This is a genomic window from Hyphomonas sp. (genome assembly GCF_041398465.1).
Classification (GTDB): Bacteria; Pseudomonadota; Alphaproteobacteria; order Caulobacterales; family Hyphomonadaceae; genus Hyphomonas.
In genome coordinates, this window is sequence record NZ_JAWKUS010000002.1 from 740689 (window position 1) to 760273 (window position 19585).

At 60.9% G+C, this 19585-nt stretch carries 18 protein-coding genes; 9 read left to right on the forward strand and 9 right to left on the reverse strand.

Translation table 11 applies throughout. The features are described 5' to 3' along the window. Nucleotides 1-50: 50 nt before the first annotated feature. Complete coding sequence (locus R3C98_RS10040) at nt 51-1523, forward strand: hypothetical protein (protein ID WP_371313926.1); 1473 nt, start codon at nt 51-53, stop codon at nt 1521-1523. A gap of 52 nt (nt 1524-1575) precedes the next feature. On the opposite strand, the gene R3C98_RS10045 is transcribed toward R3C98_RS10040, so the two are convergent. Both R3C98_RS10045 and R3C98_RS10050 read right to left on the reverse strand, forming a co-directional pair. Then, entirely contained in the window at nt 1576-2790 is a 1215-nt protein-coding gene (locus R3C98_RS10045) for an LL-diaminopimelate aminotransferase (RefSeq protein ID WP_371313927.1), read from the reverse strand. Then, entirely contained in the window at nt 2787-3224 is a 438-nt protein-coding gene (locus R3C98_RS10050; protein WP_371313928.1) for a hypothetical protein, read from the reverse strand. The genes R3C98_RS10045 and R3C98_RS10050 overlap by 4 nt, the downstream gene beginning before the upstream one ends. A gap of 126 nt (nt 3225-3350) precedes the next feature. On the opposite strand from R3C98_RS10050, the gene R3C98_RS10055 reads away from it, so the two are divergent. Beyond that, the gene (locus tag R3C98_RS10055; protein WP_371313929.1) at nt 3351-5123 is read left to right on the forward strand and encodes a PHA/PHB synthase family protein; all 1773 of its coding nucleotides are present in this window, start codon (nt 3351-3353) and stop codon (nt 5121-5123) included. Here the strand turns inward: R3C98_RS10055 and argC are convergent. The 3 genes from argC to rplM form a co-directional block, all read right to left on the reverse strand. Then, nucleotides 5120-6055 carry an N-acetyl-gamma-glutamyl-phosphate reductase gene (gene argC / locus R3C98_RS10060; RefSeq protein ID WP_371313930.1) on the reverse strand — a complete coding sequence of 312 codons (936 nt, stop codon included), beginning with the start codon at nt 6053-6055 and terminating at the stop codon, nt 5120-5122. The genes R3C98_RS10055 and argC overlap by 4 nt on opposite strands. Nucleotides 6056-6147: 92 nt before the next feature. After that, nucleotides 6148-6636, reverse strand: coding sequence for a 30S ribosomal protein S9 (gene rpsI / locus R3C98_RS10065; RefSeq protein ID WP_035584248.1), 489 nt, complete (start codon nt 6634-6636; stop codon nt 6148-6150). Nucleotides 6637-6641: 5 nt separating this feature from the next. Next, the gene (gene rplM / locus R3C98_RS10070) at nt 6642-7106 is read right to left on the reverse strand and encodes a 50S ribosomal protein L13 (protein WP_371313931.1); all 465 of its coding nucleotides are present in this window, start codon (nt 7104-7106) and stop codon (nt 6642-6644) included. A 38-nt stretch (nt 7107-7144) separates the two neighbouring features. On the opposite strand from rplM, the gene R3C98_RS10075 reads away from it, so the two are divergent. After that, a complete protein-coding gene (locus tag R3C98_RS10075; protein ID WP_371313932.1) occupies nt 7145-8128 on the forward strand; it encodes a hypothetical protein in 984 nt (327 codons plus the stop codon). Nucleotide 8129: 1 nt separating this feature from the next. Here R3C98_RS10075 and R3C98_RS10080 read toward each other — a convergent pair whose 3' ends face one another. Continuing rightward, on the reverse strand, nt 8130-9167 hold the full coding sequence (locus tag R3C98_RS10080; protein ID WP_371313933.1) for a COX15/CtaA family protein: 1038 nt from the start codon (nt 9165-9167) through the stop codon (nt 8130-8132). A gap of 72 nt (nt 9168-9239) precedes the next feature. Here R3C98_RS10080 and R3C98_RS10085 point away from each other — a divergent pair, with 72 nt between their 5' ends. From R3C98_RS10085 to R3C98_RS10100, 4 genes are all read left to right on the forward strand, one after another. Continuing rightward, on the forward strand, nt 9240-9446 hold the full coding sequence (locus R3C98_RS10085) for a DUF2842 domain-containing protein (protein ID WP_371313934.1): 207 nt from the start codon (nt 9240-9242) through the stop codon (nt 9444-9446). Between the two features lie 229 nt (nt 9447-9675). Beyond that, on the forward strand, nt 9676-11475 hold the full coding sequence (locus R3C98_RS10090) for a PHA/PHB synthase family protein (RefSeq protein ID WP_371313935.1): 1800 nt from the start codon (nt 9676-9678) through the stop codon (nt 11473-11475). A 12-nt stretch (nt 11476-11487) separates the two neighbouring features. Further along, complete coding sequence (locus R3C98_RS10095; protein ID WP_371313936.1) at nt 11488-12888, forward strand: bifunctional enoyl-CoA hydratase/phosphate acetyltransferase; 1401 nt, start codon at nt 11488-11490, stop codon at nt 12886-12888. A gap of 1 nt (nt 12889) precedes the next feature. Continuing rightward, complete coding sequence (locus R3C98_RS10100; protein WP_371313937.1) at nt 12890-14077, forward strand: acetate/propionate family kinase; 1188 nt, start codon at nt 12890-12892, stop codon at nt 14075-14077. 69 nt (nt 14078-14146) lie between these two features. Here the strand turns inward: R3C98_RS10100 and R3C98_RS10105 are convergent, their stop codons facing one another. The 3 genes from R3C98_RS10105 to R3C98_RS10115 all read right to left on the reverse strand — a co-directional run bounded on the left by R3C98_RS10105 (nt 14147) and on the right by R3C98_RS10115 (nt 17073). Continuing rightward, the gene (locus R3C98_RS10105; protein WP_371313938.1) at nt 14147-14743 is read right to left on the reverse strand and encodes a hypothetical protein; all 597 of its coding nucleotides are present in this window, start codon (nt 14741-14743) and stop codon (nt 14147-14149) included. Between the two features lie 356 nt (nt 14744-15099). Beyond that, nucleotides 15100-16257 (reverse strand): DUF3137 domain-containing protein, encoded by a 1158-nt coding sequence (locus tag R3C98_RS10110; RefSeq protein ID WP_371313939.1) that lies wholly within the window; start codon nt 16255-16257, stop codon nt 15100-15102. 60 nt (nt 16258-16317) lie between these two features. After that, entirely contained in the window at nt 16318-17073 is a 756-nt protein-coding gene (locus R3C98_RS10115) for a GGDEF domain-containing protein (RefSeq protein ID WP_371313940.1), read from the reverse strand. Nucleotides 17074-17453: 380 nt separating this feature from the next. Between R3C98_RS10115 and groES the strand changes: the two genes are divergently transcribed. Both groES and groL read left to right on the forward strand, forming a co-directional pair. Next, complete coding sequence (gene groES / locus R3C98_RS10120) at nt 17454-17744, forward strand: co-chaperone GroES (RefSeq protein ID WP_371313941.1); 291 nt, start codon at nt 17454-17456, stop codon at nt 17742-17744. Between the two features lie 55 nt (nt 17745-17799). Next, nucleotides 17800-19449 carry a chaperonin GroEL gene (gene groL, locus R3C98_RS10125; RefSeq protein ID WP_371313942.1) on the forward strand — a complete coding sequence of 550 codons (1650 nt, stop codon included), beginning with the start codon at nt 17800-17802 and terminating at the stop codon, nt 19447-19449. Nucleotides 19450-19585 lie beyond the last annotated feature (136 nt).

Sequence of the window (19585 nt, forward strand, 5' to 3'; positions counted from 1 at the left end):
CAACCTCAGATCCTGTGGCCCGAAGGCGATAGCCAATCAACGCGAGATGCATGATGAAACTGAGCAGAATCCTGGGTAACTTGTTTCTGCCCATTCTGGCTTTGGGACTTTCAGGTTGCGCGTCGGCTCAGGATAACTGCCCGACTGCTGCCAGCTACCTCGTTCAGATACAGGATGCAGACACCTTCAGGGTTGAAGCGGATTTCTCGTCGCCCGCCTCACAACTTGATCTGTTCTTTTTTCCCATAGAAGAGCGGCCGCAGGGACAAGCTGAATCCATCCGCAATCTTCAGGGATTCAGCGCTTCAGGCGATGTTGTCCAACTTGACTACATCGGCGAAGGCGCCTGGAAGCCGGTGGGTGAATCCGGCGTGTCGCGCGTAATTTATGAAGTGCGGGCGGACCATGACGAAGTCGACTGGGGGATCGGCGGCCCGGGCAAGGACGAGGTGGCCACCCGGTTCGACAATTCGTTCTTTTTCGCTGGGCATGCATTTTTTCTGATCGATTATGACGCGCCAGCCTGCCCAATCACGGTTCAGTTCGATGTGCCGGAAGACTGGCACATCACCTCACCGTGGAAACTGGAAGACCAAACAATCACTGCAGCCAACCCGTGGAACCTGGCTCAGAATGCTTTTGTCATCGGGCCTGCTGAACCGGCACGGGCGGAACTGCCGGGTTTAACGGTGGACATGCTTGCCTCCAGTGACGCAAAAGTGATTTCCGACGGCGTGTCCGAACTCCTCAAAATTGTTCCGCAAACATACATAGAGTATTTTGGCAGCTCCCCGGAAGACAAGTATTCTGTGTTTCTATTCACTGACACAATGTCCGATGGCGGCGCATTCCAGAACAGCTTTGCGATGCGGATAGCGACCCCGATATCACCAGCCGACAAGATCACCTGGTCTCACACCCTTGGTCACGAAATCATGCACCTGTGGATCGGCGCAGGCGCCATCCACGGCGCAGACCCAGACGAAATATATTGGTTCACGGAGGGGTTTACAGACTACCTGACGATCAAACTGATGTATCAGGCGGGCCTGATGGACGAGGCAATGCTCAAGCAGCGCATTGCGAACATTCTACGCCGGTACGAAATTGCCAAGCGCCGCTCGCCGGGCATCTCTCTTGCCGATGCCGGCACGAACAAGGGCGAAAACTGGGAACTGGTCTATGGGGGCGGATCATTAGTCGCACTGTTGCTGGATGCCACGGTGTCGGCAGAAAGTCCGGACACGTTCCGGGATATGATGCGGGATCTCTATAAAGCATCCGAAACCGCATACACGCTCACAAGCCTTTTGGAGCGCATGAATAAAGCGACATTTGGTCAAGCCAGCGAAATCGTTCGCTGGGTAGACTCACACCCGCAAGCAAGCGAAATTCGCGAACGGCTGCTGCCCTTTGGCGTGGATATGACGACATTCAGGTTCGACGAGGCTTACGTCGAATTCACGCCATGCAAGGAGGTAAGCTGTGTGCCCGGGTTTCTCGCGGGGGAGCACACAGAGTGATTGAAGCCCCGGTTCCGATTTTAAGACAAAGGAACCGGAGCCAATGAAGCGGTTACTCCGCCGCAGTCGCCGCCGGCTTGATTTCTTTCACGCCGCGCTTTTCCAGGAATTTCCGGATGTTACGGGCGGCCTGGCGAATGCGTTGTTCGTTCTCCACGAGAGCGATGCGGACATGGCCGTCGCCATGTTCGCCGAAGCCAGCGCCTGGGGCGACGGCAACGTGGGCCTCGTTTATCAATTGCAGCGCGAATTCGAGGCTGCCGAGATGCTTCAGTTGTTCCGGGATCGGCGCCCAGGCAAACATGGAAGCTGCCGGACTCGGCACGGGCCAGCCGGCGCGTGTGAAGCTCTCCACCAGCACGTCGCGGCGTGACTTGTAGATGGCGCGGGTCTCATCCACGCAATCCTGCGGGCCGTCGAGGGCGGCCACAGCGGCCACCTGGATTGGCGTGTAGGCACCGTAGTCGAGATAGGACTTCACGCGGGCGAGCGCGGCAATCAGCTTTTCATTGCCAGCCACGAAACCCATGCGCCAGCCTGCCATGGAATAGGTTTTCGACATGGTCGTGAACTCGACCGCGATATCCTTTGCCCCGTCGACCTGAAGGATCGAAGGCGTAGGCTCGTCGAAATAGATTTCGTTGTAGGCAAGGTCCGAGAGGACCCACAGCTCATGCTTTTTCGCGAACTTGATGGCGTCCTTGTAGAAGTCGAGGTCGCAGACAGCTGCCGTCGGGTTGGACGGATAGCAGAGCACCATGGCCGTCGGCGGCGGCACAGAATAGTGCACGGCCTTGCCGAGGTTCGACAGGTATTGCTCCGGCGTCTGGGCCGGCACGCCACGGATCGAGGCGCCCGCGATGATGAAGCCGAAATGGTGCAGCGGATAGGATGGGTCCGGCGCCAGGATCACGTCGCCCGGAGCCGAAATAGCCTGCGCAAGGTTGGCGAACCCCTCCTTGGAGCCTAGCGTGACGATCACCTCCCGGTCCTTGTCCAGTTTCACATCGAAACGGCGTTTGTAATAATCGGTCAGCGCGCGGCGCAGTCCCGGAATGCCACGCGAGGCAGAATAGCCGTTAACGTCCGGCCGATGCGCCGTTTCACACAGCTTGTCGACGATGTGCTTCGGAGTCGGCAGGTCCGGATTGCCCATGCCGAGGTCGATGATGTCCGCCCCGTCTGCGCGCAGTGCCGCCTTGGTGCGGTTCACCTGCTCGAAAACATAAGGGGGAAGTCGGCGGATCTTGTGAAAGTCGGTATTCATTTGCGTTTGACCTTGAGGCCTTCAGTAACTCTGGGAACGTTGAACGCAGCTTGGATCTGGGCGATCTCTTCCTGCGTCAGGAAATCGGGATCAGCGGGCAGTCCCGCGAATTCCGCTTCTACCCGCTTCAGCAGCACGGCCATCTGGCCTGCTACATCCACGGGTGGCTCCGCTCGTTCATTAGAGTCAAAATAGGCCTGCAATATGTCAACGCGGGCAGCTGAGTCAGGCAATGTCTTGCCGGGAAGCTGGTCGACAGGGATTTCCTGAACCTCTGCCAGCTTCGGATAGCCTTCCCCCCGAATTTCCTTGCGGCGGGCATCGTACCAGTCGGGTGCCTGATTAATTGCCTCGCGAACACGCGAAAAAGAGTTCGTGCAGCCCGCAATGAGCAGCACAGATACGCTTAAAAGGGGAATCGCGGTGTTTTTCATGCTCGGACTCACTAAATCACAAATATTCGGGCGCATAGTAAAGGACAGCTAAAACAGGCATATTTTGTACGAATGAGTGGCAGCGAGCGAATTAAGGACACCCCCGCGCCTCTGGCTGAACTGATGATGAGCCAGGATCCAGCGCGTATGCAGATGCTGATGACGACGCTTGCGCTGGCAAACGTCGAGTCTCAGGGCTTGCTGGCGGATGTCATGATGGGATCCGGCCCGCTGGGGACCGTTTCCCAGGGCGACCCGATGAATGTGGGCGAAGCCTTCCGCGCTGTGGGCTGGAGTTTCGCCACCAATCCGGCCGCCATGTTCAATGCAAACCTTGAACTCATGACCAGTTGGATGAAGCTGTGGCAGGAAATGTCGCTGGAGGCGATTTCCGGCAAACCCGAAAAAGACAAGGACAAGCGCTTTTCCGACCCTGAATGGGCCACCAATCCCGGTTTTCGCTTCATCCGCAAAGCCTACGAAGTGAATGCCAACTGGATGAACAGCCTGGCGGATCAGGCGCCGGGTATCCCGGAAAACCTGCAGCTGCGCGCAAAATTCTTTACCCAGTTGCTAACCGACACGCTCTCGCCGACCAATTATCTGGGCTCCAATCCGACCGCCCTGCGCGCCTTCTTTGAAACCGGCGGCCAGAGTGTGCTGGAGGGCCTTCGCCTCGCCCGCGCCGACGTCAAGAAGGGCGGCGGCAAACTCTATATCAGTCAGACCGATGAAACCCCGTTCAAACTGGGCGAGAATATCGCGACCGCGCCAGGCCAGGTGGTTTTCCGCAACGACCTGATCGAGGTGATCCACTACGCGCCGTCGCAGGAAAAAACCTATTCCCGTCCGCTGCTGATCTTCCCGCCATGGATCAACAAGTTCTACATCCTGGACCTTCAGGAAAAGAACTCGATGATCCGCTGGCTGGTCGATAAAGGCGTACCGGTCTTTGTCGTGTCATGGCGCTCGGCTGACGAGATCACGCAGGACTACACCTGGGACGACTATGTCCAGAAAGGCGCTTACGCCGCCATCGAGGCGACTTTGCAGGCATCTGGCGCAACCGGCGTCAACACGGTTGGCTATTGTATTGGCGGGACCTTGCTGTCGTCCGCGCTCGGCCACATGGCCAAGACCGGATACGACAAGGTGAAGTCTGCCACCTTCTTCGCCTCGCAATCCGATTTCGAATTGGCGGGTGACCTGAAGGTGTTCACCGACGGGCCGGGTCGCAAATACATCGACGGCATTATTGAGGAAAATGGCGGCGTGATGCCTGGCTCAATGATGTACGAGACCTTCAACTGGCTTCGCCCGATCGACCTCGTCTGGCGCTACGTCATCGACGAATACATGCTGGGCAAGGCGCCCCGCCCGTTCGACTTGCTCTACTGGAACGCCGACCAGACCAATATCCCGGGCAAGGTGCACCAACGATACTTGAAGGACTGCTACGCTGAAAATCGCCTGGCGACCGGCAGCTTCGACGTGCTGGGAGAAACAGTCGACCTGAAGCAGGTGAAGATCCCGGTCATGGTGCAGGCCAGCAAGGACGACCATATCTGCCCGTTCGAAAGCGTGTATCGCACCGCCCTCGTCTTCGGCGGCGACACGCAGTTCGTTCTGTCAGGGTCCGGACATATTGCCGGCGTGGTGAACCATCCAGACGCGAAGAAATACCAGCATTGGCTGAACCCGGACCTGACTGAAACGGGTGGTGAGTGGCTGGAGAATGCCGAAGAAATTCCCGGCTCCTGGTGGCCGACCTGGTGGGATTGGCTTCGCCCGAAATCTGGCCGCAAGGTTGAGGCAAAGCAGCCCAAGGACATGGGTCTCGGCGCAGCGCCGGGCAACTATGCCAAGGTTCGCCTCGCGGACATCAAGCTCCCGCTCTAGGCTTCCAGCCCCGCCTCTTCATCAAGTCCAAGCGCGATATTGAGATTCTGCACGGCGGCGCCGGACGCGCCCTTGCCCAGATTGTCGAGCCGGGCAACGAGACGGACTTCCTCATCAGATCCGAAAGCAAACAGCTCCAGCCGGTTGGTGCCATTGCACGCTTCCGGTTCCAGCCCGCTCAGTGCATCGCATTCGGCCAGCGACGCCACTTTCACGAAGGCTTCGCCCTCATAGGCCTTTGCCAGCGCGGCATGCAGGTCCGCCCGTTTCGGCTTGCCCGGCAGCGCCCATAGCGGCAAAGCAATCTGGGTCAGCATGCCCTGCGCAAACCGGCCAACAGACGGCAGGAACATCGGCGCATGATCCAGCCGGGCGAAACGCTTCATTTCCGGCAGGTGCTTGTGCTTCTGGGTCAGGGCGTAGATGCGGTGATTGTCCGGCGTGCCGCCTTCCTCGAATTCGGCGATCATGGCCTTGCCGCCGCCGGAATAGCCTGAGACTGCGCTGACCGTCACCGGCAGGGATGTGGGCACGAGACCCGCCCCGGTCAGCGGGCGCATCAGGGCAATCATGCCGGTCGGGTAACAGCCGGGGTTGGCGATCCGCCGGGACGCGCGCAGGGACGCCCGCTGTGACTTGTCCATCTCAGGAAAGCCATACGTCCAGCCTGGCGCTGTCCGGTGGGCCGACGACGCATCGATCATGACCGTATTCTGGCTGGTCACAAGCGAGACGCCGAGGCGAGCCGCATCGTCCGGCAGGCACATAATCACGGCGTCCGCCATGTTCATCAGACGCGCGCGTTCGTCATTATCCTTGCGTTTGTCCGGATCAATCGAAATCAATTCCAGATCAGACCGGCCCCTCAGCCGATCGGCAATCTGAAGCCCGGTCGTGCCGGCTTCGCCATCAATGAATACTTTGGGCAGCATTGCGTTCCCGTCCCTTTGCAAACGCAAGACAAAAGAAAAGCGGGCGCTCCGTCACCGAAGCGCCCGCCCGAAAAGAATATACCGGATGCGGCTTAGCGCTTCGAGAACTGGAAGCTACGGCGGGCTTTCGCTTTACCGTACTTCTTACGCTCGACGACACGCGGGTCGCGGGTCATGAAGCCGAACGGCTTCAGCACGCGGCGCAGGCCCGGCTCGTAAGCGACGAGGGCGCGCGAAATGCCGTGGCGCACAGCGCCAGCCTGACCCATGAGGCCGGAGCCTTTCACGGTGGCGATCACGTCAAACTCGGTCTCGCGGCCAGCTTCGATCAGCGGCTGGGCAATCACCATGCGCAGCACCGGGCGCGCGAAGTACTGCTCCTGATCACGGCCGTTGATCGTGATCTTGCCGGAACCCGGCTTGATCCAGACGCGGGCGACGGCTTCCTTGCGGCGGCCGGTGCCGTAAGCACGGCCCTGAGCGTCGATTTTCGGTTCAGCGAGGGTCTCCGGAGCGGCAGTGACGGTTTCGTCACCAGTCATGGTGCCGAGATCCTGGAGGGAGTTTGCAGTGTCGGTCATAATGATCAGGCCGTTTTGACGTTTTTACGGTTCATCGACGCAAAGTCGACGGTTTCGGGGGTCTGGGCCGTGTGCGGGTGCTCTGCACCGGCATAGACGCGCAGTTTCGAGAACTGCTTGCGGGCCAGCGGGCTTTCTTTCGGCAGCATGCGCTTGACAGCCAGCTCGATGGCGCGCTCCGGGAAGCGGCCGGAAAGGATCTTGCCGGCAGTGGTCGACTTGATGCCGCCCGGGTGGCCGGTGTGGCGGTAGTAGACCTTGTCGGTCAGCTTGTTGCCAGTGAATTTGGCCTTTTCCGCATTGATCACAATGACATGGTCACCGGTATCGATGTGCGGAGTAAAGTCAGGGCGGTGCTTGCCGCGCAGGCGCTTGGCGACGTAAGAAGCAAGGCGTCCGACAACGACATCAGTCGCGTCGATCACGACCCACTTATTCTCGACGTCCACGGGTGCGTTATAGGTTTTCATCGCTCTACTCAGAGCCTCTCGCTTTCGGAGTTCATGGAATGGAATTCAAGCGCTGGCGTTTAAGCGCCACATCCACCGTTGTCAACGCAGGGCTTGGACTTGCCCTGCTTTTTGCCACGGCGGCCTGCAGCAAGCCGGAACAGGCGCCGGAATCCCCCCCGGAATCCTCTGCAATCACTGCAGATGTGGTGCTTCCGGCCGTCTGGTCGACGCGTACGCTGGAATCACCGGTCTCCGCAATCGCCCTGTCAGGTGGCTCCCGGGGGATTCTGGCTGTTGCCTATGACACCGGCGGCCTGCAGTTTTTCGACATGGAAGCCGAACGGATCGGCGAACCAACCAATTTCCGCGTCAAAGCGCTAGCGGGCGGCCAAGCTGCCAATATTGCCGGCAGTACGTTGACCGTTTTCCCGGGGATCGACCGCGAAGGCGAGGTCAAAGCCTATGTGTTCGGCGACGGCCTCATCGCCCCGGCCCAGGTTGACCTTTCGGTGGATGGCGAGACCTTCGCCGAGGGCCTCTGTTCCGGCCCGGCAGGAACCGAGGGCATCATGCGCCTTGCCTTCTGGACCCTCGGCAACAATCGGGTGCTGCAGGCCGGTATTGTGAAGGAAAGCAATGGCGAGCTGACATGGGAACGCGGCGAATCCACCTTCACCGACTTTCCGATCGAGTCCTGCGCCTACACCACCGACACGCTGGTCGCCTCGCCGCGGGCCATCGCTGCCGCACCCCTGATCCGCGGAAAGGTCTCCGCCCTTCTGTCTCTGGAACCGGATTCGGGCCTTAAGATCTCCACCGACTTCGGCATAACCACATCGGATGTGAGCATCCGTGACGGCCTCAGCGTCTACGCCCCGGACAAGCCGGTCGCCATGGCGGCGATGGGGACCATGATGTCGGGTGGATATCCCGGCGGCGTAATTGCGCTGGCCGGTGAGATTGAGCCCGGCAAGAGCCAGGTCGTCTTTATCGATCCGAGCCCGATTACCCTGCCGGACGCGCAGACCGGCTCAAACTAGACTAAGCCGACGCATCGGGGCGCGCCGTCAGCCAGCCAAGGCGGACGGCCGCCAGCGTCACCACAACGCCGATGGCCTGGTGAAGCAGGGCGAGGTTCATTGGCGCGGCGTGCAGCAACGTCATGATTCCCCACAGGGCCTGCAGGCTGACGAGACCGGCAAAGGTGATGAAGCTGCGTCCATGCGCGGTTTTCCGGAGCATGAACGCCACAATCAGGCTTGCCGCCCATATCGCATAGGCGATGATGCGGTGATTGAATTGCGTCGCAGCCCGTCCCTCGAACAGACTGCGAATTCCGAGATCGCCCTCCATATAATGTGACGGGAAGAATTCTCCCGCCATCAGCGGCCAGTCATTATAACTGCGCCCGGCATCCAGTCCGGCAACAAGCGCCCCAGCCGCCATTTGCAGGAACACCGCCACCAGCAGCAACTTCGCCGTCACTCGCACGACACGGCTGGCAGGGCTGCGCTCGCGTTTACCGAGATCCAGCCACAACCAGCTGACGATCGCGATAATAAGCAGCGCCAGAATAAAGTGCGTCATAAGCCGGTAAGGCGCGACATCCACCCGGGTCGTCTCGCCGATACCGCTGGATACCATCCACCAGCCGATCGCGCCCTGAAGCCCGCCCAGCACGACAAGCCCCAGAAGCCGCAACAGCAGCGGCCGCGTCAGCCATTTGCGGACCGCAAAAACAGCAATACCGAGAACGGCGACCAGGCCGATCATCCGGCCGAAGAAACGGTGCCCCCATTCCCACCAGTAAATTTGCTGGAACTCAGCCATGGACATGCCGTGGTTGATGTAACGGTACTCCGCGGTGCCCTGGTATTTCGTGAAAGCATCGTTCCATGCACCGGCCGAGAGTGGCGGAATCGCGCCTTTGATCGGGTCCCACTCCGTAATCGACAGGCCGGAATCGGTCAGACGCGTGGCCCCTCCAATCAGGATCATCGCATAGACCATGAGGCCTACCAGAATCAGCCAGCGGCGGATCCAGACGGCAGCAGCGGGGGGGATTGTGGTTTCGCTCATGCGCTTTAATTGACGTGAGGTTGCCGCGCGGCAAGGGTCTGCGGGGTCGCATCTGCACAAAGGACTGCATTCATGCGCAAACCCCTCACCGCCCTGATCCTTCTGGTCTACCTGTTTGCATACATCGTACTGGCGGCCACTATCGGCGGCATGACATCCGGCTGGCCGCGCTGGTCAGAACTGGTGTTCTACGTTGTCGCCGGCATCGCGTGGATTTTTCCGCTGAAGCCCCTGTTCGCATGGATGAACCGCGGCACGCCTCCCCCGGAAGACGAATAAGATCGGACCGCCGCTGCCCGCCCCGTGACTAAAGCTTCATTCTGTCCGAATTGACGTAAAGGCTGCCGCGTGCATGCTGCAGCGCACAATTCAACGCGGAAAGGCGCTCCTTTCTGCCGCAAGACCTTAAAACTGTTGGATTTCCAACTGGCGGGTTAAGCAAGAGCGCACATTTCGCTGATAGGATTGTGTCGAACTGGCCAGCGAATGGCCCCGGAGCAGAAGCCCGATGTCCAAGACGCCGAAGAACAAGCAAGGTTTCTATACCGCCCCGCAACCCCAACCAGCCGATCCAGATGCAGCGCGCCAGGAGGCGTTTGAGGCGATGGACCGGATGCGGGACATGCTGATCAGCCGTTTTTCCAGCGGCGTCTCTCCCGCCTCCCTTGCGCTTGCTTACATGGATTGGGCGCTCCACCTTCAATCCGCACCCGGCAAGCAGCTGGAAATGATCCAGAAAGCCTTCCGCAAAAGTAACCGCCTGTCGGCCTACCTGCTTTCCACGATGGGCCAGGAAGAAGCCGATTGCTGTATCGAGCCGCTGCCCGGTGACAACCGCTTTCGGGATCCGGCCTGGCGCAAGCAGCCTTTCGGCGTCTGGTCGCAATCCTTCCTGCTGACCCAGCAATGGTGGCATAACCTCACGCATGATGTGCCGGGCGTCAGTCCGCATCATGAGGAAGTTGTCTCTTTCGTTGCCCGCCAGTTGCTGGACGTCTTCTCCCCCTCGAACAATCCTTTCACCAATCCGGAAGTTCTGGAGCGGACACGGGAGACCGGCGGACAGAACTTCGTCGCCGGCTTCAACAACTGGCGTGAGGATGTACGCCGCCAGATCCAGGGCAAGCCGCCGGTCGGCACCGAGGACTTCATTCCGGGCGAGGATGTCGCCGTCACGCCCGGCCGCGTCGTCTTCCGCAATCACCTGATCGAACTGATCCAGTATGCGCCCGCGACCAAGGAGGTTCATGCCGAACCGGTCCTGATCGTGCCGGCCTGGATCATGAAGTATTACATCCTCGACCTGTCGCCGCAGAACTCGATGGTGAAATACCTGACCGAACAGGGCTTCACCGTCTTCGCCATTTCGTGGCGCAACCCCTCCGCCGATGACCGCGATCTGTCGCTGAACGACTATCGCCGCATGGGGGTGATGGATGCGCTGGAAGCGATCAATGCGGTCTGCCCGGACCGCAAAGTGCACGCAACCGGCTATTGCCTTGGCGGGACCTTGCTTTCCATCGCGGCCTCGGCCATGGCGCGGGATGGCGATGACCGGCTCGCATCGGTGTCGCTGCTGGCGGCGCAAACCGATTTCAGCGAGCCCGGCGAACTCGCCCTCTTTATCGACCACAGCCAGATGCATTTCCTGGAAAGCATCATGTGGAACCGCGGCTTCCTCTCGGCAGACGAAATGGCCGGCGCGTTCCAGCTGCTCCGGTCGAACGACCTGCTCTGGTCGCGTATGGTGAAGGAATACATGATGGGCGAACGGCCACCGATGTTCGACCTCATGGCCTGGAACGCCGATACGACCCGCATGCCCTACCGGATGCATTCGGAGTATCTGAAAAAGCTCTACATCAACAACGACCTCGCCAATGGCCGGTTCATGGTGGATGGCCGGCCCGTCACCCTGCAGGGGCTTCGCGTGCCGGTCTTTGCGGTTGGCACGGAACACGACCACGTCGCGCCCTGGCGGTCGGTCTACAAGATCCATCAGCTGGCCGACACGGACGTGACATTTGCCCTCGCCAATGGCGGGCACAATGCCGGCATCGTCAGCGAGCCCGGCCACAATGGCCGTCACTACCGCATCGCGCACCACCGTCACCGGGATCAGATCCTCAGCCCGGACCAGTGGCTCGAAGCTTCGACAGAGAAGACCGGCTCGTGGTGGACCGGCTGGAGCGCGTGGCTGGCGAAGCATTCCTCAGCTGGCCTTGTCCGCCCGCCGCGGACCGGCGCAGCGCGTAAGGGTTATCCCGCGCTTGAAGAAGCCCCCGGAACTTATGTATTCCAGAGGTAGGAGTCCCTGCCCATGATCGATGCCTTTCTCGAAAATCGCACCTACGACCAGATCAAAGTGGGCGATACGGCCTCGCTGGAGCGTGCCGTCACCGAAAATGACGTCGAACTTTTCGCCCTCGTCTCCGGCGATGTGAACCCGGCCCACCTCGACGCCGAATTCGCCGCAAAGGACATTTTCGGCAAGCCGGTCGCCCATGGCATGTGGACGGCGTCGCTGGTCTCCGCCGTGCTGGGCACCACCCTGCCCGGTCCCGGCTGCATCTATCTCGGCCAGACGATCGCCTTCACCAAGCCCGTCTTTCCCGGCGACACCGTCACTGCCACCGTGTCCGTGCTGGAGAAGCAGGACAAGAAACGCCTCGTCCGGCTGGAAACGGTCTGCACCAATCAGGATGGCGAGACCGTATTGAAGGGCGAGGCGACGGTCATCGCGCCGAAAGACAGCGTCCGTGTCAAACGCAAGCACATGCCGGGCATCCGCCTGCGCCGGCATGACCGCTACGATGCATTCATAGAACGGGCAAAGGCCTCGCCTACCGTCCGGGCGGCGATTGTTCACCCCTGTTCCCCCATCGCCATTCAGGGCGCGGTCGAGGTACGGGACGAGGACCTGCTGGAACCCGTCCTGATCGGTCCGCGCGCCAAGATCGAAGCCGCCGCCGAAGAGGCTGGCGTATCGCTGGATGGTTTCGACATTATCGAAACCGAGCATAGCCACGCTGCTGCTGCCAAAGCCGTGGAGATGGCTGTCGGCGGCGAGGTTTCCGTTCTTGTGAAGGGCAGTCTCCACACGGACGAACTCCTTGGCGCGGTGGTGGCCCACGATTCCGGCCTGCGCACGGAACGCCGCATCAGCCATGTCTATGCCATGGACATCCCGGCCTATGACAAGCCGCTGATCGTGACCGACGCCGCCGTCAATATCCTCCCCTCCCTCGATCAGAAGCGCGACATCTGCCAGAACGCGGTCGACCTGCTGCACCAGCTGGGCGTTGAGGAACCGCTGGTCGCCGTGCTCGCCGCGGTCGAGACCGTGAACGCCGACATGCCTGCTACGCTGGATGCGGCCGCGCTCACCGTGATGGCAGCGCGGGGGCAGATCTCCGGCGCGCGGGTCGATGGGCCGCTCGCTTTCGACAATGCGATCAGCATGGCCGCCGCGAAAACCAAGGGCATCGTCTCCCCCGTCGCCGGGCAGGCGGACATCCTGCTGGTGCCGGATCTCGAAGCCGGCAACATGCTGGCCAAGCAGCTGATCTATTTCGCCGACGCCATCGCGGCTGGTCTGATCCTCGGTGCTCGCGTACCGATCGTGCTGACCAGCCGGGCCGATCCGCTGACGGCCCGCATGGCTTCGGCGGCGCTCGCCCGGCTGAGTGTCGGCATGACCTATACCAAGTCAGGCAGCTGACATGTCCGGCCCGTTGCTGATGACGTTCAATGCCGGGTCTTCCTCCGTGAAGATCGGCCTCTTCAGCATCGAAGGCGACAGGCTGGATCGGATCGCCCATGCGCTGATCGACTTCCGGCACAGCCCGCTCACCTTCCACCTCGTCGAAGGCAAGGCCGTATTCGATGTCGAACTCAAAGCTGATCATGCCGACCACCTCAACGATGTGATGGCGGAAACATTGGACTGGATTTCCGGACATTACGACCTCAGTGAACTGATCTGTGTCGGCCACCGCGTCGTGCATGGCGGGGACGAGTTCGATGGCCCGGTCCTGATCGACGACGGTTCCCTCGCCCGGATCGAAGCGCTTTCCATCCTGGCGCCGTTGCACCAGCCGCAGGCGCTTCGGCTGATCCGCGCGATGCGGCAGGTCCGGCCGGAACTTGTCCAAGTCGCCTCCTTCGACACGGTCTTCCACCGGACCAATCCGGAACTGATCCGCCGGTTTGCCCTGCCGCGCGAGGTGCATGACCGGGGCATCAAGCGCTATGGCTTCCATGGCCTGTCCTACAAGTTCATCGCCGCCGAGCTCCGCCGCCACTTCCCGGAAGCCGCGGCCGGACGCGTGATCGCCGCCCATCTCGGCAGCGGCGCGAGCCTTTGCGCGATGCTGGACGGCAAGAGCCAGGATACGAGCATGGGCTTCTCCACCATTGACGGCGTGCCGATGGCGACCCGCTGCGGGGCGCTGGACCCGGGCGTGATCCTTCACCTGCTGCAACAGGAACACAGGCCCGTCGAAGAGGTGGAGGACATGCTCTATCACCAGTCCGGCCTGAAAGGTGTGTCTGGTGGGATCAGTGCCGACTGCCGGGAGCTTGAGGCCAGCGATGATCCGCGGGCGAAGGAGGCGCTGGACCTGTTCACCCTGCGCATCGCCGGGGAGATTGGCCGCCTGTCCATGAGCATCGGCGGGCTGGACGCGCTCGTCTTCACCGCCGGTATCGGCGAGAACGATGCCTCAATCCGCGCCGCGGTCGCGAAACGTCTCGGCTGGATGGGGCTGGCCCTGTCAGATGAGGCGAACGCGAAAAACGCCGCCTGCATCTCGGCGCCGGACAGTCAGGTAAAAGCCTTCGTTATTCCGACCAATGAGGAACGTGTGATCGCCGATGAGGCGTTCAGCGTGTTCAATCAGGCTTCGTAAGTCGCGCGGCCAGCACGTTCGCCCGGAGACGCCCCCGCGCTCCGGCAAAAGTCCTGACTGTCTTTGAACTCAGCTCGTGTCGGGCTCGGGCCAGCGTTTCAGCGCCTCAAGCAACTGGACCGTCAGCCCACCGGAGACGAGGGCGACGGCAGCCGGCATCCGGTGCGTGTTCGGGATTGGCGGCACGTGGGGCCGGGCTTCGCCCGCGGCCTGCCAGCGCTGGATCGTGCGGGCGAGACATTTCGCTCGACGCTTGTGATCCTTCAGCGTGTCCAGCATTGCCTGCCACCGCGCGATCAGCGGCGCGGCGGGCACAGGCCCGCGAGACGGCACTGTCACCGGCCCTTTCAGGAAATGCGGACACGGCCGGGATGGCGCGGGCACCATGGTGAAGATGTAACGGTAGTCCGCCTCTTCCTTTTTGGGCGCGTAATAATTGCTGCCGATGCGTGGCTTCAGAGGCGCGAGATCCATCTGCAATGCCAGCAGGAAGATCAGACGGCGGAGCAGCACGGCCAGCCGCTTCAGCTCGGTGCGCACACGCCGATTCACCGATTTCGCTATGGTCTCAGGCGTCTTATAGAGGTCCACATTCACACCTGTCTCGGCGATTGCGCGGGCGAGCGTGTTGAAGGCCTGGAGGAGGAAAGCGCTGCAGTCGGTCATGGCGCGGAGATTGCCATGAAGGATTTATGGGGTGGATAGAGGCAGGCCCTCACCTCCCATCGCTGGCGCGATGGGCCCCTCCTCTCCCGCGAGCGGGAGAGGGGTGAAACCGGCGCCACCGCTACAGGTTTGCTATCTCGAAAGAACAACCCCTCTCCCTCCGGGAGAGGAGGGACCCGCGCCCGCAAGGGCGTGGGAGGTGAGGGATTGGCGCCGGTCTGTCCACTCCTGGAATTGAGGCATGACTAGCGAAGCACGAAAAATGACTACGCCATGACTTTGCATGACCAGCCATGACTATACCGGACTAAGCCGGACTAAAACGGATCATGAGCGACCTGGCGCGGCCGTCCCCGTCAGATCCGCCCCTGCACCCATTCGCGGGTGAGGAAGCCGTCGATCAGGTCGCAGACGAGACCGAGTTCGGAAAGCGCGGTGGAAAAGCGGCGCGGGTCGACCAAGGGCTTGAAAACGGAACCGGCTTCAAACTGGTTGTCGGCCTCCAGCGCCAGCGTCATATGCCCCTGATCGAACAGGCCGCGCAGCTTGCCGCCGGAAAAGTGGCGCTCCAGCGCGATGAGACGTTCCATCCGGTCAGGCGAGAACAAGGCGCGCGCTTCGACCTGATCGCTCGAATAGACGGTGAAGGCCTCGTCCAGTTCGCGAGAGATCAGGTCTACCTTTTTCAGGTCGCCCGCCCCCTTGCCGCGCTTCCACCATCCGGACCGGGCCATCAGTGTGCGTCCGGAAAAGCGCTGCGGATATTCGATGTGGATCAGGATGCCCTGAAAAGCGGTCTGGCTGTTCTTGCCGCCGGTATCGAGTTTCGCCTCGACGAGCGCGAATTTTGCGCCAGCCCGTTCGCCCTCGATCAGGTCTTCGAATTTGCGCTGGCTGTGGCCCGGCAGCAGCGCGGCGTCTTTCAGCACCTGATAGGCCGGAGTGGGTGGCGGACTGCCGGACATATCGTGGGTGGTGACCTGGATGTCACCGAACACGGTAGAGATGGTGCGCCCCTTGCTGGATTGCGGCCCGTTGATGGCTTCCATCAATTCCTTGCCGCGGGTTTTCAGCGACTGGAAATCCTCGATCCCGGAAAGATCCGGATGCAGGGTTTCATAGTGGAAGCCGAATGGCTTGCAGGCGGTCTTGAGGATGAGGTCCTTGGTCTGGGACTTCAGCGAATAGACTTTCAGCCAGTCGAACCCCGAGACACCGACGACGATGATGACACCGACAAAGAAGGACAAGGGAAAGAAGAAGCCGAACCCGCCAGACAGGAACATCATCACGATCACGACCGGCAAGGCCGCGAATACCCCCATCAGGGTGCGGGATTTGGCGCGGGATATGGTCTGCTTCCGGATCGCTTCGCGGGCACCAAGCTCAGGCGCGAGTTCGGTTTCCCAGATCCGTTCCACATCGGCGAATTCCGGCCGCTGGCGCGCCAGCAGGCTCAGGGGCTGCGCCTTGCGGATCGCGTCGTCGATCTCTCTGGTGTTGCCGATTTCCATGGAAAATCCCCCTTCACGCATTCATGCCGTGCAGGGACGCAGGAATCCAGCCCGGAGGGATCAGGCCGTCGCGGCGAGACGCGGACCGGCATAGGTGACGCGGTTGCGGCCGGTGGTTTTGGAGACGTAGAGCGCACGGTCGGCCGTCTCCAGCACCCGATCCAGCGAGGCGTCGGAAGTCAGCATTTCGAAACCGAAGCTGGCGGTCACTTTCAGCATCTGCCCGTTATATTCGATCTCGGTCCGCTCCAGACGTTCGCGAAGCCGGTCACAGACCAGCCAGGCCTGGTCGCGGTTGACGTTGGACAGGAGCACAACGAACTCCTCCCCGCCCCAGCGGCCGAGCTTGTCGAACGGTCCGCGCAGTTCGGAATAGGCGATCTCGGCAATCCGCTTCAGGATCGCGTCACCTGCCTGGTGGCCGTACTGGTCATTGACCAGTTTGAACTGGTCGAGGTCAAAAAGGACAATGGCTGCCATGCCGCCAGCCCGGCGCTGGCGATGCATCTCGTCCTCAGCCGAAATACGAAAGAACCGGCGGTTCAGAAGGCCCGTCAAAGGATCGGTCGACGCAAGGGATTCAAGCTGGCGCTGGTAGCGCTTCAGCTCGAACTCGTGCTGGGACGCGATCGTCGCCGTCGGAATGGCGACACAGACCGCAACGACGAGGTTGGCCACCAGGAACCGTTGCGGATCTTCCAGCACGCCCAGGCGATACACAAAAACAGAGAAGGTGAACGACAAACAAAGCGCCGTCGTCGCGACAAAGACGAAGAACGTCAGTGAATCCTTCATGTCCCGCGCAAAAGCACCCATCGGCCACCGTCTCCTACCCATTCGATCCGACATCCTGCCGGAATGTGCAGTTGTTATTGCATGTATAGGCTACTATCCCGGCAAGGCGCGCCGGCAAATTTACCATCCCGGCTTCAGACTTTGGCAAGGGGTTGAAATCGGCCGGACCTGACGACCGCTAAAATTGCAACCGTTTGCGCATTCCGGCGGCCCCGCGGCCGGATCGAGCCGCCGCAAATCGCAAAAAATTTGCAATGATCCAGTTGACGCTCTCCGGTCCGCGCCCTAAGTCCGCACCACCGCTAGCAGTCGGCAAGGGTGAGTGCCAATTCGCCTGCGCGGTCCGCTGGCTCCCGTGAGATCAATTCAAACTCGCATTCAAAGACTAGAGGGCAAAAGCCATGAAACTTCGTCCCCTGCACGATCGCGTCGTCGTACGTCGCGTCAAGGAAGAGGAAAAGACCAAGGGCGGCATCATCATCCCCGACACGGCCAAGGAAAAGCCGCAGGAAGGTGAGATCGTCGCAGTCGGTAAAGGTGCTGTCGGCGACGACGGCAAAGTCATCGCGCTGGACGTGAAAAAGGGCGACCGCGTCCTGTTCGGCAAATGGTCCGGCACCGAAGTCAAAATCGACGGCGAAGACCTGCTCATCATGAAAGAGAGCGACATCATGGGTGTGCTGGAGAAGTAATCTCCGCCCCTGACCGCTTTCCAGAAAAACAGCAAATTCAAAGAGGAAACTCGAAATGGCTGCAAAACACGTAGTTTTTGGCGCTGATGCCCGCGAAAAGATGCTCAAGGGCGTCGACACGCTGGCCAACGCCGTGAAGGTCACCCTCGGCCCGAAAGGCCGTAACGTTGTGATCGAGAAATCCTTCGGCGCACCGCGCACCACGAAGGACGGCGTCACCGTCGCTAAAGAGATCGAGCTGGAAGACAAGCTCGAGAACATGGGCGCACAGATGCTGCGCGAAGTCGCTTCCAAGGCCAACGACGTCGCTGGTGACGGCACCACGACCGCCACGGTCCTGGCCCAGGCCATCGTCCGCGAAGGCATGAAGCGCGTCGCCGCCGGCATGAACCCGATGGACCTCAAGCGCGGTATCGACAAGGCAGCTGCCGAAGTCGTGTCCGACCTCGCTCACCACGCCAAGAAGGTGAAAACCAACGAAGAGATCGCCCAGGTCGGCACCATCTCCGCCAACGGTGAAACCGAAGTTGGCGCGATGATCGCTGAAGCCATGGCGAAAGTCGGCAATGAAGGCGTCATCACGGTTGAAGAAGCCAAGTCGCTGGAAACCGAACTCGACGTCGTCGAAGGCATGCAGTTCGACCGCGGCTACCTGTCGCCGTACTTCATCACCAACCCGGACAAGATGATCGCCGAACTCGACGACGCGCTCATCCTGCTTCACGAGTCCAAACTGTCCAGCCTGCAGCCGATGCTGCCGATCCTGGAGCAGGTTGTTCAGTCGCAGAAGCCGCTGCTGATCATCGCTGAAGATGTCGACGGCGAAGCGCTCGCAACGCTGGTGGTCAACAAGCTGCGTGGCGGCCTGAAGATCGCTGCCGTGAAAGCCCCGGGCTTCGGCGACCGCCGCAAGGCCATGCTGCAGGACATCGCTGTTCTCACCGGCGGCCAGGTCATCTCTGAAGACCTCGGCATCAAGCTGGAAAACATCTCGATGGACATGCTGGGCAAAGCCAAGCGCGTTTCCATCGACAAGGACAACACGACCATCGTCGACGGCGCCGGCAAGAAGAAAGACATCGAGGCCCGCGTGTCCCAGATCCGCAAGCAGATCGAAGACACCTCGTCCGACTATGACCGTGAGAAACTGCAGGAACGCCTCGCGAAACTCGCTGGCGGTGTTGCCGTGATCAAGGTCGGCGGTGCGACCGAAGTCGAAGTGAAAGAGCGTAAGGACCGCGTCGACGACGCCCTGAACGCAACCCGCGCTGCTGTCGAAGAAGGCATCGTCCCGGGTGGTGGTACGGCCCTGCTCCGCGCCTCCAAGAACATCGACGTTGTTGGCGACAATGACGACGAGAAGGCCGGTATCGACATCGTCCGCAAGGCACTCGAAGCCCCGGTTCGCCAGATCGCCGAAAACGCCGGCGTCGAAGGTTCCGTGGTCGTGAACACGATCCTGCAGACCAAGACCCGTTCGCACGGCTTCAACGCCCAGACCGAAGAATATGGCGACCTGGTTGCCATGGGCGTCATCGACCCGGTGAAAGTTGTCCGCTCGGCTCTGCAGAACGCTGCCTCGGTGGCTGGCCTGCTGATCACGACGGAAGCCTCCATCGCCGAAGCTCCGAAGAAGGATGCGCCGGCTGGCGGCGGCATGCCGGACATGGGCGGCATGGGTGGCATGGGCGGCATGGGCTTCTAAGCCAATCTGCCTATTCCCTCGCGGAATGACCTTGGGGCGGCCCTTCGATTTCGGAGGGCCGCCTTTGTTTTGGCCATTGATGACCGCAACGGCACTGATACGATCTTCCGGGAATCTGCCCTCGCAAGCTGGCAAC

Excerpts from the sequence above, each read along its gene's own strand:
- R3C98_RS10040 (WP_371313926.1), top strand. The coding sequence starts at position 51 with ATGATGAAACTGAGCAGAATCCTGGGTAACTTGTTTCTGCCCATTCTG.
- R3C98_RS10045 (WP_371313927.1), bottom strand. The coding sequence starts at position 2,790 with ATGAATACCGACTTTCACAAGATCCGCCGACTTCCCCCTTATGTTTTC.
- R3C98_RS10050 (WP_371313928.1), bottom strand. The coding sequence starts at position 3,224 with ATGAAAAACACCGCGATTCCCCTTTTAAGCGTATCTGTGCTGCTCATT.
- R3C98_RS10055 (WP_371313929.1), top strand. The coding sequence starts at position 3,351 with ATGAGCCAGGATCCAGCGCGTATGCAGATGCTGATGACGACGCTTGCG.
- argC (WP_371313930.1), bottom strand. The coding sequence starts at position 6,055 with ATGCTGCCCAAAGTATTCATTGATGGCGAAGCCGGCACGACCGGGCTT.
- rpsI (WP_035584248.1), bottom strand. The coding sequence starts at position 6,636 with ATGACCGACACTGCAAACTCCCTCCAGGATCTCGGCACCATGACTGGT.
- rplM (WP_371313931.1), bottom strand. The coding sequence starts at position 7,106 with ATGAAAACCTATAACGCACCCGTGGACGTCGAGAATAAGTGGGTCGTG.
- R3C98_RS10075 (WP_371313932.1), top strand. The coding sequence starts at position 7,145 with ATGGAATTCAAGCGCTGGCGTTTAAGCGCCACATCCACCGTTGTCAAC.
- R3C98_RS10080 (WP_371313933.1), bottom strand. The coding sequence starts at position 9,167 with ATGAGCGAAACCACAATCCCCCCCGCTGCTGCCGTCTGGATCCGCCGC.
- R3C98_RS10085 (WP_371313934.1), top strand. The coding sequence starts at position 9,240 with ATGCGCAAACCCCTCACCGCCCTGATCCTTCTGGTCTACCTGTTTGCA.
- R3C98_RS10090 (WP_371313935.1), top strand. The coding sequence starts at position 9,676 with ATGTCCAAGACGCCGAAGAACAAGCAAGGTTTCTATACCGCCCCGCAA.
- R3C98_RS10095 (WP_371313936.1), top strand. The coding sequence starts at position 11,488 with ATGATCGATGCCTTTCTCGAAAATCGCACCTACGACCAGATCAAAGTG.
- R3C98_RS10100 (WP_371313937.1), top strand. The coding sequence starts at position 12,890 with ATGTCCGGCCCGTTGCTGATGACGTTCAATGCCGGGTCTTCCTCCGTG.
- R3C98_RS10105 (WP_371313938.1), bottom strand. The coding sequence starts at position 14,743 with ATGACCGACTGCAGCGCTTTCCTCCTCCAGGCCTTCAACACGCTCGCC.
- R3C98_RS10110 (WP_371313939.1), bottom strand. The coding sequence starts at position 16,257 with ATGGAAATCGGCAACACCAGAGAGATCGACGACGCGATCCGCAAGGCG.
- R3C98_RS10115 (WP_371313940.1), bottom strand. The coding sequence starts at position 17,073 with ATGGGTGCTTTTGCGCGGGACATGAAGGATTCACTGACGTTCTTCGTC.
- groES (WP_371313941.1), top strand. The coding sequence starts at position 17,454 with ATGAAACTTCGTCCCCTGCACGATCGCGTCGTCGTACGTCGCGTCAAG.
- groL (WP_371313942.1), top strand. The coding sequence starts at position 17,800 with ATGGCTGCAAAACACGTAGTTTTTGGCGCTGATGCCCGCGAAAAGATG.